A 15,934-nucleotide genomic window follows, 5' to 3' on the forward strand; every position below is an offset into this window, starting at 1 on the left:
GGCGGCTCACCACATTGGAAATGGAAGAAAAGCATGATCGAATCCACCGCGCATGTAAAAATCGCTGCCGGCGCCAAATATCTGGTCCAGATGTGCAAGCACTTTGCCCACAAGGTGGACGTCGTCTATTCCGATACGCATGGCGAGTGCCGGTTCGATGGCGGGGTTGCTCTCTTCGACGCGGATGCGGACGGGCTTCGCCTGTTCGTGAAGGCAAAAAACGAAGAGAGCCTCGCCTGGGCGCAATCCGCCATCACCTCGCATCTCCTGCGCTTCGCCTTCCGGGAGACCCTTGAAGCCCCCGAATGGCGTCGTTGAGACTGGCGGCCAGCGGTTATTTGCCCGCACTCTCCGCGTCAAAATCCTTCGCCTGCACCTCGAGCCGTTCGATGAAGCGGGTGTAGAGATTGGCGAACGTCGCCATCTCCTCCTCCGTCCAGTCGTACAGCACCTTTGACAGCACCTCTTCCTTGACGCCGTTCACCTGATCGAGCCAGTGCATGCCGGCCTTCGTCAATGTGACGATGGTGCGCCGGCCATCGTCCTGCGAGGCGGCACGGCGCACGACGCCGCGCTTGACGAGATCCGCGACGATGCGGCTCGCGCGCGAATGATCGATCCGCAACTGCTCGGCAAGCGCGCCGACCGTGACTTCCTGCTCGAGACCGAGACGCCGGACCAGGGACAGGGCGTCGAGATGCGAAAGCTCCAGCCCCGCGCCGACACGCGAAATGGCTAGGCGCCCAATGTAGCGCCGGCCGGTCATGATCCGCATCCGCCCCATCGCCGCACCGATACGGGCAAAGGCGCTGGTGCCGGCAGGACCGGCCTTCTGTTCGTCATCGCTGCTCATGCCCATGGATTAGCAGATTTCCATCGATGTCAAAACATATTTGTGCCTTTATCACATATGTGCAGTTGACATATATGTGCGATAGGCACACAAATTCCCTGCTGAAAAAGATAGAGAGATCACGTTACCGCCATGGATGCCCGTCTGCGCTCCGACAAGGATACCGATACAGCCTATGCGTCGCTCGTGCCCGATCCGCGCCGCCGGATGCTTGTCGTCTGCCTCTTGATGACGGGCATCTTCATGGCGGCACTGGACAACCAGATCGTCTCGACCGCGCTGCCGACCATCGTCGGCGAGTTCGGCGAGCTGGAGCGCTTCGGCTGGGTGGGCTCGGCCTATCTGCTGGCGACCAGTGCCGTGATGCCGGTCTATGGCAAGCTGGGCGACCTCTTCGGCCGCAAATATGTGATGATGACCGCGATCTTCATCTTCGCACTGGGGTCGCTTGCCTGCGGCCTTGCGGTCTCGATGAACACGCTCATCGCCGCCCGCGTGCTGCAGGGTCTCGGCGGCGGCGGCATCATGGTCTCCATCTTCTCGATCAATGCCGATCTCTTCGAGCCGCGCGTGCGGGCCCGCTACCAGAGCTATTCGAGCCTGATGCTGATGGCAGCCGGCGCCGTCGGCCCGACACTGGGGGGCGTGCTCTCCGACCTCTTCGGCTGGCGCTCGATCTTTCTCGTCAATCTGCCGATCGGCATCATCGTGCTCACCGGCCTCGCGCTGATCCTGCCCTATCGCAAGCCGATCCGCCGGCCAAAGATCGATTTTGCGGGCGCGGTCCTGCTTGCCGCGGTGGTATCGAGCGTGGTGCTCTGGGCCGACAGCCGGGAGATCTTCGGCTCGCTGGTGTCCGCCGAAAGCCTTGCCGTGATCGCCTTCGGCGCGGTCTGCCTGATCGCGTGGATCCATGTCGAGCGCCGCGTGCCCGAGCCGATCGTTCCGCTCGGCCTGTTCCGCAATCCGACCGTCAATCTCCTCCTGATCGTCTCGCTGGTGAGCGGCGCGATCGGCATCGGTTCGGTCAACTATATCGCGCTCTTCCTGCAGACCACCACCGGCCTCTCCCCCTCGCAGGCCGGCCTCCTGTTCATGGCGCTGACGGCCGGCATCGCTGCCGGCTCGCTGACGGCGGGGCGGTTGATCTCGCTGACAGGCCGCTACAAGATCTTCTCCGTCGTCAGCACGACGGGCGGGCTGGTGACCTTCCTCCTCTTCACGACAATCCATCCCGGCACGCCAGTCTATCTCATCGGCCTTTTGATGCTGCTGCAGGGCCTCAGCGTCGGTTTCGGCCAGCAGGTCCCCGTGATCGGCGTGCAGAATGCCGCGAATGCCGCAGATCTCGGCGCAGCCACCGGCGCCGTCACGCTGACCCGCATGGCAGGCGCATCGATCGCCATTAGCATCTACGGCGCCACACTCGCCGCCTTCGTCACCGGACAGGGGCATAGCATTCCCGGCGTCGCCAGCATCGAGGGACTGACGCCGGCCGAACTCGCCATGCTGCCCGAACAGGTCCGCGCGCTGGTCGCAACGGTCTATACGGATGCCTTCCAGCCCGTGTTCCTCAGCATGGCCGGCATGATCGCGCTCGGGCTACTGGCCGCACTCTCCCTCAAGAATGTCCGGCTACAGGCAAACACCGCAAAAGCCGGGTGACACCGAGGGCGGAACGGCACCCTGTTTGCGCGGTGTCCATGCCATGGACGCCGCGGATGGCGGCAGCGCTTCTCCGGCAATGAGCGTATTTTTGCTTTTTCCAGGCCTGCGAAGAGGCTATTGCTCGATCCGACCAGTCCCGTCGAAGATGGAGGTTTTTCGTGAGCGTCGGCCTGATTGCCCTTCTCGATGATGTGGCCGCCATTGCCAAGGCTGCCGCAGCCTCGCTGGATGACGTCGCCGCACAGGCCGGCAAGGCCGGTGCCAAGGCGGCCGGCGTCGTCATCGACGATGCCGCCGTGACACCACGCTACGTCACCGGTTTTTCGCCGGCACGGGAGCTGCCGATCATCGGCAAGATCGCGCTCGGCTCACTGAAGAACAAGCTTCTCTTCCTGCTGCCCGCAGCCATCACGCTCAGCCTCGTCGCACCTCAGGCGATCACGCCGCTCCTGATGGCTGGCGGCCTCTTCCTCTGCTACGAGGGTGCGGAAAAGATCTACGAGCTCGTCTCGCCCCATGGCGCCCATCATCATGAGGAACAGCTCGACCCGGCAGGGGCCGATGCGAAAGCCTTCGAGGACGGCAAGGTCGCCGGCGCCATCCGCACCGACTTCATCCTCTCTGCCGAGATCATGGCGATCACGCTCGCCTCCGTGCCCGATGCCGGCCCCGTCATGCAGGCACTGATCCTCGCGCTCGTCGGCATCGTCATCACCGCCGGCGTCTATGGCGTCGTCGCGCTGATCGTAAAGGCGGACGATGTGGGTCTCTGGCTCGCCGGCCGCCCGTTGCGCACGCCGATCGACAGGACCTTTCGCCTCCTCGGCCACAGCCTCGTCAAAGGCATGCCCTACCTCCTGAAACTGCTCGGCGCGGTCGGCACGGCGGCGATGATCTGGGTCGGCGGCGGCATCCTGGTGCATGGTGCGGAGATATTCGGCTTTTCGGCGCCCGCCCATGCGCTACACGATGCCGGCGAAGCCGCGGCGCGCGCCCTTCCGGCCATCGACGGCCTCGTTTCCTGGCTGGTCCAGGCCGCCGGTTCCGGTATCATCGGGCTCTTCGCCGGTGCCATTTTGATCCCCATCGTCAGCAGGGCTATTGCCCCTTTCTGGCGCTGGTTGAGTGGCCGGCTGCGCAAGCTGCGTACGGCCTAACGGCCTGCGTATTCCCGTCCTGCCCCATAAAGACCGGGGCGGGTTCGACCAGGAGGATGCATGACAGGACACCGTATATATTCCGTCAGCGTCGCGAGCGTTTATCCCCACTATGTCGCGAAGGCAGAACGAAAAGGCCGCACGAAGGCAGAAGTCGACGAGATCATCTGCTGGCTGACCGGATACAGCCCTGCGGCCTTGAACGAACAGCTGACAAACAAAACCAGCTTCGAGGACTTCTTTGCCCAGGCGCCGGGAATGAACCCGGCCCGCATCTCGATAAAGGGTACGGTCTGCGGCGTCCGCGTCGAGACGATCGAAGAGCCGACCATGCGGGAAATCCGCTATCTCGACAAACTCATCGACGAACTCGCGAAGGGCAAGGTGATGGAGAAGATCCTGCGCGGCTGAGCGCCTACCGCTTTCATCTTTTCAGGGCAAGGCCATCCAGCAGAAAGTCGAGGCCCTTCCGGAAAGTGCCGTCCCAATCGCTGTCGAGCAGAAGGCGGGAGCGCTCGATCGTCGGGTAGTGTTCGCTGAGACGGGAAAGCCGCTGCTGGCCGGCAGCCATGTCAGCGGCCGAAAGGTCGAAGCTCGCCCGGGTGATGGTTGCACCGAGCACATAGTTCCAGAGAGACCATATCGCTGCGTTCAGCTCGGCCTCCGGGACGCCGGCTTTCGACAAGGCCTTGCCGAGGCGTTCCAGCCGGCCGAGGATGTTCGGACCAAGCGCCCGGCGCGGCAGAAGCGCGGCCGACCAGGGATGGCGCAGCATGACCGCGCGCCAGTCCTCCAGCATGTGGACCACCTCCGGGCGCCAGCCCCGCGCCTCATCGACCTCCGGCATGCCGCGGCAATCGAAGACGGCGTCGAGCACGAGGTCGAACACGGCCTCCTTGTTCTCGACATGCCAGTAGAGGCTCATCGCCCCCGCGCCGAGGCGATCGGCCAGGCGGCGGATCTTCAGCCCGTCGACCCCTTCGGCGTCCAGCAGGTCTATCGCCGTTGCCACGATCCGTTCCAGCGAAAGCGGCGGCTCCGCCTGCGGTTCCCCACTCGGCCGGGACGGTGTCGCCTTCCGTACGGATTCCTTGCTCCGCGTGCCGCTACCCTTGGCCACCATCCGTTTCCCTTGCCGATCAGACCGACGATTTAAGCCGGCCCCAACAGAATGTCGATCCCGCCGGGTTGACTCGTACGATGTACGGGATCATTTAATCGTACGCCGTACGAGTCAATAGCACGCGTACGGTGCTGAAGTTCAATCCTGCGGGCCGCGGAGAAAATAATGTCGCGCGCAATCCAGCAACTGGTTCTTGGAGGACTAATCATCATGATCATGGGTACCCCTACGGCAACGGCCGCGCGCGAAGCGGCGCGCGCCCTGACCATCGTCAATCCGAAAGGGCTCTACGACCCGACGCCGAACGGCTACAGCACGGCGGTGATCGTGCCTGCAGGCGCTCGGCTGGCCTACATTTCCGGCCAGGGCGGACAGGACGGCACCGGGGCTCTGTCGCCCGACTTTGCCGTCCAGGTCAGGCAGGCCTACGCGAATCTGGGAGCGGCCCTGGACGCACTCGACGCCCGGCCCGACCAGGTCGCCAAGCTCACGATCTTCGTCGTCGATCACGACATGTCCAGGCTCGGCGTGCTCACCGAGAACGTCAAGGCGATGTTCGGCGACACCTTGCCCGCACAGACCCTGGTCCCCGTTCCGAAACTCGCCATCGACCCGATGCTCTTCGAGGTCGAAGCCATCGTTGTTCTGGATTAGCTGCAGGGCTTTGGACCGAACCCAGAAGCAATCGCTCGAATTGTCGGTCAACGGCTGCGTGCGGCGCCGGCGCGACGGTCTCCAGCCGGCCCAGTCCGCGTGAGAAATCCGGCCCTGTAACAACGGCCCCGTTTTCCTTCCTTTGACAGCGTCAACACAGCACACGCTGTGTCATTGAAAGGAGAACGATCATGGCAGAGAAGGCAGTATTCTATCACGCGGGCTGCACGGTTTGTGTCGATGCGGAGCAGCGCTTCGTCGGTGCGCTCGACCCCGCCCGGTACTCCGTCGAAACCGTTCATCTGGGCCTGGCGAGCGAGCGCGTTGCGGAAGCCCGGAATGCAGGCGTCAAGTCGGTCCCCGCCCTCGTGATAGGGGACGCCGTCTATCACATCAACCACGGCGCAGACCTGTCCGTACTGGGCTGATGTTCTGGACATCGAGGGAGCGCCATCCATGCTGAAGACGGCAGTCGTCATCCGCCACGTCCATTTCGAGGATCTGGGTACATTCGAGGCCGTGCTGACGGCGGCGGGGTACCGCATCTACTACTACGATCTCGGCATGAACGAGCTGTGGACCGTGGATCCCGCAGTCCCGGACCTGCTGGTCATTCTGGGAGGGCCGGTCGGCGTTTATGAAGCCAGGGCCTATCCTTTCCTCGAGGAAGAGCGGCAACTTCTCGAAACGCGCCTTGCCGCCCGGCGTCCGACGCTGGGTATCTGCCTGGGCGCCCAGCAGATCGCAGCAGCGCTCGGGGCGAGAGTGGCCCCGATGGGGCACAAGGAGATCGGTTTTTCCCCCCTTGCGGTCACCGAGGACGGGCGGCTCGGCCCGCTTCGGCATCTGGAAGGCGTTCCCGTGCTGCATTGGCACGGAGACGCCTTCGAGATCCCGCAGGGTGCGACAAGCCTTGCCACGACCGCACTTTGCGCCACCCAGGGCTTCGCCGTCGGGCCGAACATCCTTGGACTGCAGTTTCACCCCGAGGTCGATGCCTGCGCCGGTATTGAGCGCTGGTTGATCGGCCATGCCGCTGAACTTGCGGCAGCAGGCATAGATCCCCGTGTCTTGCGGGAGGATGCCCGGCGCTGTGGCCCGGCGCTGCGCGAAGCCGCACGAAAGATGTGCACCGAATGGCTTCAAGGTACGACAGGCTGAAAGCGCGCTCCAAACACCGGGAAGGGGACTGGGCGAACATGCCGGTCCCCTTTTCGAACGACCTGGCGGGTCAGCCGGTTCTGTACCCTCTTTCAGGAGGCACGCCCCGCAACTTGCCCAGCACGGTTTCCCCCACGACGGCCGTCTGGCCGACGGTGACGAGGAGGATCGCATCAGCGGGGAGATAGACGTCGAGGCGGGAGCCGAAGCGGATGAGGCCGAAACGCTGGCCGACCTCCACCGTGTCTCCGGGTGCGGCCCAGTGAACGATGCGCCGGGCGATCAGGCCCGCGATCTGCACCACCGCGACGGCGCCGTAGGGCGTCTCGATCGCAATGGCATTGCGTTCGTTGTATTGGCTGGCCTTGTCGAGATCGGCATTGAAGAATTTTCCGGGCGTATAGGCGATCCAACGGATCCGCCCCTCGACGGGCATGCGGTTCACATGGCAGTCAAAGATGCTCATGAAGACGGAGACCCGCAGCATCGGCACCCTCGGGAGATCAAGCTCCGGCGGCGGGAGGACTTCGGCGATCATGCTGATCCGCCCGTCCGCCGGTGACACGACGATCCCGTCTTCTAAAGGTGTCGTTCTCTCCGGATCGCGGAAGAAGTAGCAGACCCACAGCGTAACCAGGCCGGCGCTCCATGCCAGGGGCGTCCAGATAAAGCTTGCGGCAACAGTGGCAAGGACCCCTGCCACAATGAACGGGCGCCCGGCGCGATGAATGGGCACGAGGCCGTTGCGGATCGACAGGGCGATATTCATGCGCATGTTCCTGCGGCCATGCCCGAGGCTTCGCGATCATCAAAGCGATCGGGCACTGCACCCGGCACCGGCTCCGCCCGCCTGCCACCACGACCCGCAACAAGGCACGCCATCTTGAGAAAAGCTGACATTCGAAGACTCCATCACATGCGGATGGCTCTATTCATCGGGCGGCCAGGCAGGCAGGGACGGATTGGAGAAGTCCGCTAGGCCGGTCGAATGACGGGCAGGGACCGGCTATGCCGTTCATCCAACGGGTTTCGCACGCGAAAGAATGTCCATGGCACGGAGCATTTCCCGATTGTCGAGACTGGCAAAACCAAGCCGGAACGCTTCCGCGGGATTGGCCGTATCCAGCACGAACTGAAGGCCGGGCATGACGGAAAGACCCAGCCTGGCGGCGTTGGCAGCCCAGGTCTCGGCGCTGAGGCCGCGCCGGAGCCGCCACCAGATCGCAAGCCCGCCGGCAGGCAGCGTGAACTCTCCGTCATCGGAAAACCGCTCTTCGAGCATTCGGGCCATCTGGTCCCGCCGGGCGTGGTAGATCCGCCGGGCCTTGCGGGCATGCCGCTTGATCGTTCCGTCTGCCAGAAGGTCGGCAAGCGCATGCTCCAGCGGCCAGTCGCCCTGCCGATCCAGGGCTTCCCGCCTGTCCGCCATGCGCAGCAGGATCTGCGGCGGGGCGACCGCATAGCCGAGGCGAATGCCGGGGGCCAGCAGCTTCGACAACGAGCCGAGATAGATGATGGGCAGGTCTTCATCGGTTCTTGCGGCCAGCGGCAGGATCGGCCGCCCGTCGAAACGGTATTCGTTGTCGTAGTCGTCCTCGATGATGAGCAGGCCATACCGCCGGGCAACGTCCATCAGCCGCATCCGCCGCGCCGCGCCCAGCGTTGCCGTCGTCGGATATTGATGATGCGGCGTGATGTAGACGGCGCGGAGGCTGGCATTCGTCTGTGCCAGCGTCTCCAAGAGATTGACGTCTATGCCATGCGCATCGACCGGAACGCCGACGACATCCGCACCGGCGGCCCGGAAAGCGGCCCAGGCGAGAGGATAGCCGGGGCTCTCCACCGCAATGGCAATGCCGGGCTCCGCGACAGCGGAAGCTGCAAGAAACAAGCCCATCTGGCTGCCCCGCGTCACCATGATATCGGCTGCTGCCGCCGTCAGCCCGCGCTCGTCACGCAGGTAGTGCGAAAGGGCATCCCGCAAGGCCGCATTGCCCCGTGGATCGCCATAGGCGCTACCGGAAACGAAGGCGGCGCTGTTGAGCGCGCGGCGGATCGCCTGCCCAAAGGCCGTCGTGGGGACGAGGCGGACGTCGGGATAGCCGTCGGACAGGCGGAGGATGCCGGGAGCGGCCGGCCGGGCCAGCCCGGTAACAACACCCTGCGGCGGGGAGGCGCGCGGCGGCATCGCCATGTCGGGCAGATCCATCGCCACGAATGTCCCGCGGGAAGGCTCCGTTACCAGCCAGCCCTGCATGGCCAGTTCATGATAGGCAGCATCGACGGTGTTGCGATTGAGCTTCAGGTTCTTTGAAAGCGCGCGCGTTCCCGGCAGGGGCGCCCCGGGCTTCAGCCGGCCACGCTCGATTTCGTTGATAATCGTCCGCACCAAAGCCAGGAACACCGGCTCGCGGCCCTCCGGTTTGACCTCGATGGCAAGCACCGTTCCTTTTCCCATTCGGCCTATCTACTCTTGCTGCGCTCAGGACGGAACTTAGGCGTTGCCCATGGTCTCCAGCAAGCCGGCACGGACAACAAGGCAGAAATTGGTGAAGCTTTCCATCGCTTTCCCACAGTGCGGCCGCACAATCGACAGTGTGCCTGGTAAATACACCAGAACAGGGCCCAGCAAACACATTCATAACTTCAGCCTATATATCCGGTAAGCAGAATGTCTTTTTAGTTTCCCCTCGACGGCTCTAGTAATCCTACCCGGTCGGCCGACCAAAACCCAATTTTTGGAAGGTGAAACACATGTCAAAGCTGACAACGTCGTTCGGCGCTCCGGTTGCCGACGACAACAACATCCTTACGGCAGGCCCTCGCGGGCCGCAGCTTCTACAGGATGTCTGGTTCCTGGAGAAGCTCGCACATTTCGACCGGGAGGTGATTCCCGAGCGTCGCATGCATGCCAAGGGGGCCGGCGCTTTCGGCACCTTCACTGTCACGAAGGACATCTCGAAATACACCCGCGCAAAGCTGTTCTCGCAGATCGGCAAGACGACGCCGATGTTCGCACGCTTCTCGACGGTTGCCGGCGAGCGCGGCGCCGCAGATGCCGAGCGGGATATCCGCGGCTTTGCCCTGAAATTCTACACGGAGGAAGGAAACTGGGATCTGGTGGGCAACAACACGCCCGTGTTCTTCATGCACGATCCGCTCAAGTTCCCAGACCTGAACCATGCGGTCAAACGCGACCCGCGCACGGGCATGCGCAGTGCGGAAAACAACTGGGATTACTGGACGCTCCTGCCGGAGGCGCTGCATCAGGTCACGATCATCATGAGCGACCGGGGGATTCCGAAGAGCTGGCGGCACATGCACGGGTTTGGAACCCATACGTTCAGCTTCATCAACGCCCATCAGGAGCGCCACTGGGTCAAGTTCCATTTCCGCACGCAGCAGGGCATCCAGAACCTGACCGATGCAGAGGCCGCCAACCTGATCGGCCGCGACCGCGAAAGCAGCCAGCGCGATCTCTTCGACAGTATCGAAAACGGTGACTTTCCGCGCTGGTCGCTCTACATCCAGATCATGACGGAGGATGAAGCCAATGCGTGCGCCATCAATCCGTTCGATCCGACAAAGGTCTGGCCGAAGGCGGACTATCCGCTCATCGAAGTCGGCGTCATGGAGCTCAACCGCAACCCGGAGAATTTCTTCGCCGAAGTCGAACAGGCGGCCTTCAGCCCAAGCACGATCGTACCCGGCATAGGCTTCTCGCCGGATCGGCTTCTTCAGGGCCGTCTGTTCTCCTATGGAGACACGCAGCGTTACCGGCTCGGCGTCAACTATTCCCAGATTCCCGTCAACGCGCCGCAGTGCCCCTTCAGCAGCTACCACCGTGACGGTGCGATGCGCGTCGACGGAAATGGCGGACGGCGCCTTTCCTACGAGCCGAACAGCCATGGCGCGTGGCAGCAGCAGCCCGATTTCTCCGAACCGCCGCTCAAGCTGCACGACGCCGCCTGGCGTTGGAACCATCGGGAAGACACCGACTATTATTCGCAGCCCGGCAACCTTTTCCGGAAAATGTCGGCGGAGCAGCAGACCGTTCTCTTCGAGAATACGGCGCGTGCCATCAACGGCGCATCCACGGCCGTGATCCAGCGCCACATCGACAACTGCAGCAAGGCGGATCCGGCCTATGGCGCCGGTGTGGCGGCCGCAATCACGGCACAGTCCCGCACCTGATGCTTTCGGCCGGCCGGGCACGCCCATGAAGGTGAGCCCGGCCTGCCATGTGAGCCCACGCCCTTCCCAAGTGGCAGGCTTGCGGGATGCCTCGCCATTCAGGCTGCGCCTTCCGCCTCCTTCGCGATCGCAGCGATGGTTTGTCCGAGGCTCAAAAACTCCGTTTTCCGCGGATCAGTCTGCCGCCATACGAGTGCGACCCGACGGGAATAGGCGGTGCCACGCATCGCCCGCCAGGTGACGGGGGCCGTCCTGCTCAGGGAGAGCGCCGGCAACAGCGTGCATCCTTCGCCGGCGGCGACCATGTATTTCAACGTTTCGATGCTCGTTGCCTGTCGTCTTCCGGGATCAATGAAGGAACAGGTGTCGAGCGCCTGATCCCGCAGACAGTGCCCTTCGCTGAGGACGAGCCGTTCTCCCGCACCCAGATCCTCCCAACCCGGCCCGTCCGCATGTCCGGCGGGGTGTCCGTTCGGGCAGGCCAGATAGAACGGCTCGGTGAAGATATCGGTATGCTCGAGCGCGCCGGCGACCGGGAGGGACAAGAGCACCGCGTCGAGCTCCCCGGCCAGCAGCATTTCCGTGAGGTCCTTGGTCAATCCCTCGCTGAGAAGAAGGGTGGTATCGGGATATGCCTGCCGGAGCGCCCCGATGATGCGCGGAAACAGATAGGGGCCGAGTGTCGAAATGGCTGCCAGCTTCAGCTCGTGCCCGAATGGTTGCTCCGAACGAACCGCCATGTTCGTCAGGATCGATGCTTCCTCCAGAACCCGGCGCGCCTGCCGGATGAAGTCCTGCCCCGAAGACGTGATGAGGATGCGTCTGGTCGTGCGCTCGAAAATGTTGATCCCGACGAAACTCTCGACTTTCCGGACCTGCGAGGACAGCGCGGGCTGTGAGACCCCGCACTGCGCGGCGGCCTTCCCGAAACTGCCGCGATCAGCGATCGACACGATATATTCGAGGTCGCGAAGGGAGATTCCCGAGAAATTCATATGCCTACCTGTAGCGCCATACTTCACCCGCAGCGACCAATGACAGGTTCCACTGCTTCGCAGCGACAATCGGCATTAAATCGGAAAGCAACGAGTGCCGGATCGAAGCGAGCCGATAGGCCGGTTTGCCTTCATTCCGGCGCGGCCGGAGCAGATTCCCGTGCACCTGCCGGCCGGTGGCCAAAGTCTACACCCGTCCTGATACGCCAACGCGACAATCAAAAAAATGAATCTCCATGGAATAAGCCGCCACGTCCCTCGTTACTCCACCGCAACAGGGCAATCGTGCCTGCGTATAAAGGAGCTTCGAGATGGTCACGAAACGTGGAAACGACGATGACAACCGGATGTTTGGCACGAGCCAGCAGGATTATCTCTACGGCCGTTCGGGCGACGACGCACTCTACGGTTATGACGGCGACGATTTTCTCTATGGCGAGGAAGGCAACGACCGCATCGACGCAGGCGGCGGCCACAACCAGGTCCGCGGTGGGGCGGGCAACGACCGGATCGTTTCGGGAAACGGCAATGACAAGCTGTGGGGCGGCGAGGGCGACGATGTCCTGCATGCCGGCAACGGCAACAACTGGCTGAGCCTGGCCGAAGGCAACGACCACGCCGTTGCCGGCAAGGGCAACGACGATATCAGTGGCGGCGAGGGCAATGACGTGATCCGCGCCGGGGCCGGAAACGACAAGCTCCTAGGCGGCGAGGGGGACGACAAGCTCCTAGGCCAGGCCGGCAACGACCGCATCATCGCCCATGAGGGCAATGACGCCCTCAACGGCGGCAGCGGAAACGACACGATGACCGGGGGCGAGGGCGCCGACATCTTCGTCTTCAACGGCGGCCGCGACATCGTCACCGATTTCGAGAACGGCGACGACCGCATCGACGTCTCCTACTACAACAGCTTCGACAGCTATGCCGACATCCGCGACGCGGCCAAGCAATCCGGCAACGACGTCGTCATCCAGGCAGGCGACGACCATCTCGTCATCGAGGACACGCGGCTCGGCGAACTCTCCCGGGACGACTTCATCTGGTAAAAGTGCATTCGCACCGGCACGTAACATCCACGCGCCGGGCCTGCCTGCAGCCGGGATCGGCAGAAATCCGGCATTCAAGCCCGGATTGAAATGCGAGGATGTCAGGGCCCAGGGCACTGACCCCTCGCGCTAATCCGGGCCCGATGCCGTGCCATTTCCAGGGCCGGGATCTGCCTGTCCGTGATGATGCCGTGTGAGTTCGGCCTGCGCCCTGACGACCGCCGCCGTGACAGCGAGGCGCGTGCCGTCCTCGAAGGTCAGCGTGAGACGGTATGACGGAGGCGCCTCTCCAGTCACCCGGTCGGCGAGGAGAAGGCGAAGGCCTGTCGGTTTCATGCGCAGTTCCGCATGGGCAGGGATCGGGACAAACTCTTCAGCCGCCACCATGCCTTCCGGCGAAGGAAGAACCGCGACGGACCGGAACGCCTCGCTTGCGACGCCGATGAGGCGCTTTTCTACGCTCGTTCCGTTCCAGATCGTCAGGAACCCCTCCGCCCTACCAGACGCGGCGTCGGCAACAAGGAGTTCCGCGTGTTCGACCACCAGGCTTGCGGGCGGGTTTTCATGGGGAAACCGCCCGGTCGCCGCATCGGCCGGGAGGGTCGGCGACAGGGAAACGAGAACCCCTGCTGCTACCATTTTCAAGCGCATGTCTTGCGTCTCCAGCTCCAACCATCGAGCCGTTATAGGCGGCTTCGCGTCACAATAGCGGCGGCCGCCGGCGCCGATATGCGGCATTTGGACACCACCTTGGTGCACGACGCCCTCTGGCCAGCCCACTCATGGCACGGTTGACGACAGCCGGAACCCGCGCCAGTTTCCGTCAATGCCGCCACGAACGGGAACGGGGATGTCGAGACCATGAGCAGTGAAACCGGGCATGCCCATTCGGACGGCGACCACGATCATGCAACCGAGGTGACGCAATCGAACGAGCGACGGATCCGCCTCGTCTTCATCCTCACCGCCAGCTACGCCCTCGTGCAGGCCGTCGGAGGCTGGCTTGCGGGGTCACTCGCCCTGATCGCGGACGCCGGACACATGGTCTCGGATTCGGCAGCCCTCCTGCTGGCCTTGATCGCCTATCGTGTCGCACGCTGGCCCGTCGATGCGCAGCGGACCTACGGGTTCCACCGCGTGCGGGTTCTTGCCGCCCTCGCCAACGGCGCGACACTGCTCCTGCTGGTGGTCTGGATCGCGTGGGAGGCCGTCCAGCGGATCAACGAGCCTGCGGAAATCCTCGCTGGCCCCATGCTTGTCGTCGCGGCCATCGGCCTCCTGGTGAACCTGATCGGCGCCTATGCCTTGTGGTCGGGCAACAGCAGCGACAGCAATTTGCGCGGGGCGCTTCTGCACGTCATCGGCGACCTGTTGGGATCGGTCGGCGCGATCGCGGCCGCGGTCGGCATCATGTTGACCGGCTGGAGTGTGCTCGATCCGATCCTGTCGGTGCTCGTCGCCGGCCTCGTCATCCGGTCGGCCTGGGGGCTCGTTTCCGATTCCATCCGCGTCCTCCTGCAGGCAACGCCGAAAGGCATCCGTGCGGACGAGATAGAAGCAGGCTTGCGGAGCCTGCCGGACGTATCCGAAGCCGGCCACTTTCATGCCTGGACGCTGACCGACGAGAGCATCGTCGCAACCGTCCATGTCAGTCCCGCCGAGGGCGTCGATCCCTTATCGCTGCCGCCGGTGGTCTCTGCCTGGCTCAAGGCGAAGGGCGGCATCGATCACGTCACGGTGCAGGTCGATCCGCCGGGTGCGCTTGTCGCCCGGCACGAATGACCGGGTCAGGCCATCAGCCGTCCCATCCGAATCGGTTCTCGTCGAACGTCGTCTGCTGATCGGCGGGCTGGGCCTGCCGCCCCAGCGGCTGCCGGATGTCCTCAGCGCTTGCCACGATCCGCCGCAGGCTGGACGGAAGGCGCAGCTGCTCCAGCTCCTTGGCTGGCGCCAGCGCCCAGTCGAAGAGCGCCGCTTCGGAAACAGCCCATTCCGCCTGCGTGCCGGAAAGGCCTGAACCCTTGAGGCTGGACTCGGCGGCAGTCGGCTGCCGCAGGAGGCCCGTGCCCTGCGCGACCCTGAAGGATGCAGAGGGAACGAACGCAGCGGTGTTCACGGGCAGCACGCGCTCGACGGCTGCAGCCCGGAACGTCGGGAGCGGAGCGGTAATCGTCGCAAGGTCGAAGAACAGCGGTTCCTCGGCAACCATCTGGCGCGTGGTCTGCAGCTCGAGTGCCTCTTCCGCCCGGCCTTTGCGGGTCGGCAGCATGGCGGTGAGCAGCGTGTTTTCGGACGCCGCGGCCTCGCCCTTGAATTTCGATTTTCCGGCGGTGCTGGCGGCGATGACGGATGTCGCCTTGACCCGCCGCTTGTAGTCCGCCATCGCCAGGTCATAACCCGGCAGAGCTCGGCCGTCGGCAGGCAGATGCAGCGTCTTGCCGTTCGGGAAAATGCGCGCCAGCTCCTGGCGCGACATCCGCGGCCACGCCCGGACACGGCCGACATCGAGATGCACGAAGGGCGAGCCGGAGGTCGGGTAGTAGCCGACGCCACCGATCTGCAGCTGCATGGCGACCTCCCGCAGCCGCGCAAGCTTGACGCCGGGAATGTAGAAATCCATCGCCTTGCCGAGCGTGTGCTGGCTGTTCTTTGCGACGCCCGTATTGCGCGAGCGGCCGCGCAGCATGTTGTTGGTGGCCGGCGAACGATAGGCCGAGACGATGTTGACGTAATCCTTCGCGCCGGTGCGCTGATAGACTTCCCAGACCAGATCCAGCAGGCGCGGATCCATGCGGGCCGGTTCGTTCCGGCGCCAGTCGCGCAGAAGGCGGTTGACCTGTGCGAGCCCCTTCGGGTCGTACTTGCCATTGCGCTTGTAGGTGATCGTCGCACGCTCGCCGGTATGGGTGAAGAACAGCTTGAGCGAGCGGACTTCCGCAAAGGCGGCGGAGGGAGCAGCGGTCAAAGCGGTGACGGCGGCGATCGCACCTGCCTGTACAGCCCGGCGCGTGGCCTTGCCAAAACCATTCCTTGCGACGGCATGCAAGGCGTTCGCCCAGGACGCGGGCAACAAATACTCG

General features: G+C 63.9%; 17 protein-coding genes. 10 read left to right on the forward strand and 7 right to left on the reverse strand.

Features of this window, described 5'->3' with window-relative positions; all coding sequences use genetic code 11:
- Positions 1–33 precede the first annotated feature (33 nt).
- Positions 34–318 (forward strand): DUF2218 domain-containing protein, encoded by a 285-nt coding sequence (locus P9A16_RS24985; protein ID WP_023514745.1) that lies wholly within the window; start codon positions 34–36, stop codon positions 316–318.
- A gap of 16 nt (positions 319–334) precedes the next feature.
- Here the strand turns inward: P9A16_RS24985 and P9A16_RS24990 are convergent, their stop codons facing one another.
- Positions 335–859 (reverse strand): MarR family winged helix-turn-helix transcriptional regulator, encoded by a 525-nt coding sequence (locus P9A16_RS24990; RefSeq protein WP_023514746.1) that lies wholly within the window; start codon positions 857–859, stop codon positions 335–337.
- Between the two features lie 126 nt (positions 860–985).
- Between P9A16_RS24990 and P9A16_RS24995 the strand changes: the two genes are divergently transcribed.
- The 3 genes from P9A16_RS24995 to P9A16_RS25005 all read left to right on the forward strand — a co-directional run bounded on the left by P9A16_RS24995 (position 986) and on the right by P9A16_RS25005 (position 4,089).
- Positions 986–2,518, forward strand: coding sequence for an MDR family MFS transporter (locus P9A16_RS24995; protein WP_023514747.1), 1,533 nt, complete (start codon positions 986–988; stop codon positions 2,516–2,518).
- A gap of 161 nt (positions 2,519–2,679) precedes the next feature.
- Positions 2,680–3,678 (forward strand): DUF808 domain-containing protein, encoded by a 999-nt coding sequence (locus tag P9A16_RS25000; protein WP_024270627.1) that lies wholly within the window; start codon positions 2,680–2,682, stop codon positions 3,676–3,678.
- 60 nt (positions 3,679–3,738) lie between these two features.
- On the forward strand, positions 3,739–4,089 hold the full coding sequence (locus P9A16_RS25005) for a DUF2200 domain-containing protein (protein ID WP_023512434.1): 351 nt from the start codon (positions 3,739–3,741) through the stop codon (positions 4,087–4,089).
- 13 nt (positions 4,090–4,102) lie between these two features.
- On the opposite strand, the gene P9A16_RS25010 is transcribed toward P9A16_RS25005, so the two are convergent.
- Positions 4,103–4,801 carry a TetR/AcrR family transcriptional regulator gene (locus P9A16_RS25010; protein WP_023512433.1) on the reverse strand — a complete coding sequence of 233 codons (699 nt, stop codon included), beginning with the start codon at positions 4,799–4,801 and terminating at the stop codon, positions 4,103–4,105.
- A 165-nt stretch (positions 4,802–4,966) separates the two neighbouring features.
- On the opposite strand from P9A16_RS25010, the gene P9A16_RS25015 reads away from it, so the two are divergent.
- The 3 genes from P9A16_RS25015 to P9A16_RS25025 all read left to right on the forward strand — a co-directional run bounded on the left by P9A16_RS25015 (position 4,967) and on the right by P9A16_RS25025 (position 6,616).
- Positions 4,967–5,455, forward strand: a complete 489-nt coding sequence (locus tag P9A16_RS25015; protein ID WP_051758670.1) for a RidA family protein — start codon at positions 4,967–4,969, stop codon at positions 5,453–5,455.
- 191 nt (positions 5,456–5,646) lie between these two features.
- Positions 5,647–5,883, forward strand: a complete 237-nt coding sequence (locus tag P9A16_RS25020) for a hypothetical protein (protein ID WP_023512431.1) — start codon at positions 5,647–5,649, stop codon at positions 5,881–5,883.
- A gap of 28 nt (positions 5,884–5,911) precedes the next feature.
- A complete protein-coding gene (locus tag P9A16_RS25025; protein ID WP_023512430.1) occupies positions 5,912–6,616 on the forward strand; it encodes a glutamine amidotransferase in 705 nt (234 codons plus the stop codon).
- A 70-nt stretch (positions 6,617–6,686) separates the two neighbouring features.
- Here P9A16_RS25025 and P9A16_RS25030 read toward each other — a convergent pair whose 3' ends face one another.
- Both P9A16_RS25030 and pdxR read right to left on the reverse strand, forming a co-directional pair.
- A complete protein-coding gene (locus P9A16_RS25030; protein WP_023512429.1) occupies positions 6,687–7,385 on the reverse strand; it encodes a phosphatidylserine decarboxylase in 699 nt (232 codons plus the stop codon).
- A 246-nt stretch (positions 7,386–7,631) separates the two neighbouring features.
- Positions 7,632–9,074, reverse strand: coding sequence for a MocR-like pyridoxine biosynthesis transcription factor PdxR (gene pdxR, locus P9A16_RS25035; protein ID WP_023512428.1), 1,443 nt, complete (start codon positions 9,072–9,074; stop codon positions 7,632–7,634).
- Positions 9,075–9,370: 296 nt separating this feature from the next.
- Here pdxR and P9A16_RS25040 point away from each other — a divergent pair, with 296 nt between their 5' ends.
- Positions 9,371–10,810 carry a catalase gene (locus tag P9A16_RS25040; RefSeq protein ID WP_023512427.1) on the forward strand — a complete coding sequence of 480 codons (1,440 nt, stop codon included), beginning with the start codon at positions 9,371–9,373 and terminating at the stop codon, positions 10,808–10,810.
- Between the two features lie 98 nt (positions 10,811–10,908).
- Here P9A16_RS25040 and P9A16_RS25045 read toward each other — a convergent pair whose 3' ends face one another.
- Positions 10,909–11,805 (reverse strand): LysR substrate-binding domain-containing protein, encoded by an 897-nt coding sequence (locus P9A16_RS25045; RefSeq protein ID WP_023512426.1) that lies wholly within the window; start codon positions 11,803–11,805, stop codon positions 10,909–10,911.
- A gap of 311 nt (positions 11,806–12,116) precedes the next feature.
- Here P9A16_RS25045 and P9A16_RS25050 point away from each other — a divergent pair, with 311 nt between their 5' ends.
- Complete coding sequence (locus tag P9A16_RS25050; protein WP_023512425.1) at positions 12,117–12,854, forward strand: calcium-binding protein; 738 nt, start codon at positions 12,117–12,119, stop codon at positions 12,852–12,854.
- Positions 12,855–12,983: 129 nt separating this feature from the next.
- On the opposite strand, the gene P9A16_RS25055 is transcribed toward P9A16_RS25050, so the two are convergent.
- Positions 12,984–13,505: a copper chaperone PCu(A)C gene (locus P9A16_RS25055; protein ID WP_023512424.1), complete on the reverse strand. Its 522-nt coding sequence runs from the start codon at positions 13,503–13,505 to the stop codon at positions 12,984–12,986.
- 210 nt (positions 13,506–13,715) lie between these two features.
- Here P9A16_RS25055 and P9A16_RS25060 point away from each other — a divergent pair, with 210 nt between their 5' ends.
- Positions 13,716–14,636 carry a cation diffusion facilitator family transporter gene (locus P9A16_RS25060; RefSeq protein WP_023512423.1) on the forward strand — a complete coding sequence of 307 codons (921 nt, stop codon included), beginning with the start codon at positions 13,716–13,718 and terminating at the stop codon, positions 14,634–14,636.
- Positions 14,637–14,649: 13 nt separating this feature from the next.
- Here the strand turns inward: P9A16_RS25060 and P9A16_RS25065 are convergent, their stop codons facing one another.
- The gene (locus P9A16_RS25065) at positions 14,650–15,900 is read right to left on the reverse strand and encodes a DUF882 domain-containing protein (protein WP_278026020.1); all 1,251 of its coding nucleotides are present in this window, start codon (positions 15,898–15,900) and stop codon (positions 14,650–14,652) included.
- Between the last annotated feature and the right edge of the window lie 34 nt (positions 15,901–15,934).

The organism is Shinella sp. 838, assembly GCF_029623935.1.
Taxonomy (GTDB): domain Bacteria; phylum Pseudomonadota; class Alphaproteobacteria; order Rhizobiales; family Rhizobiaceae; genus Shinella.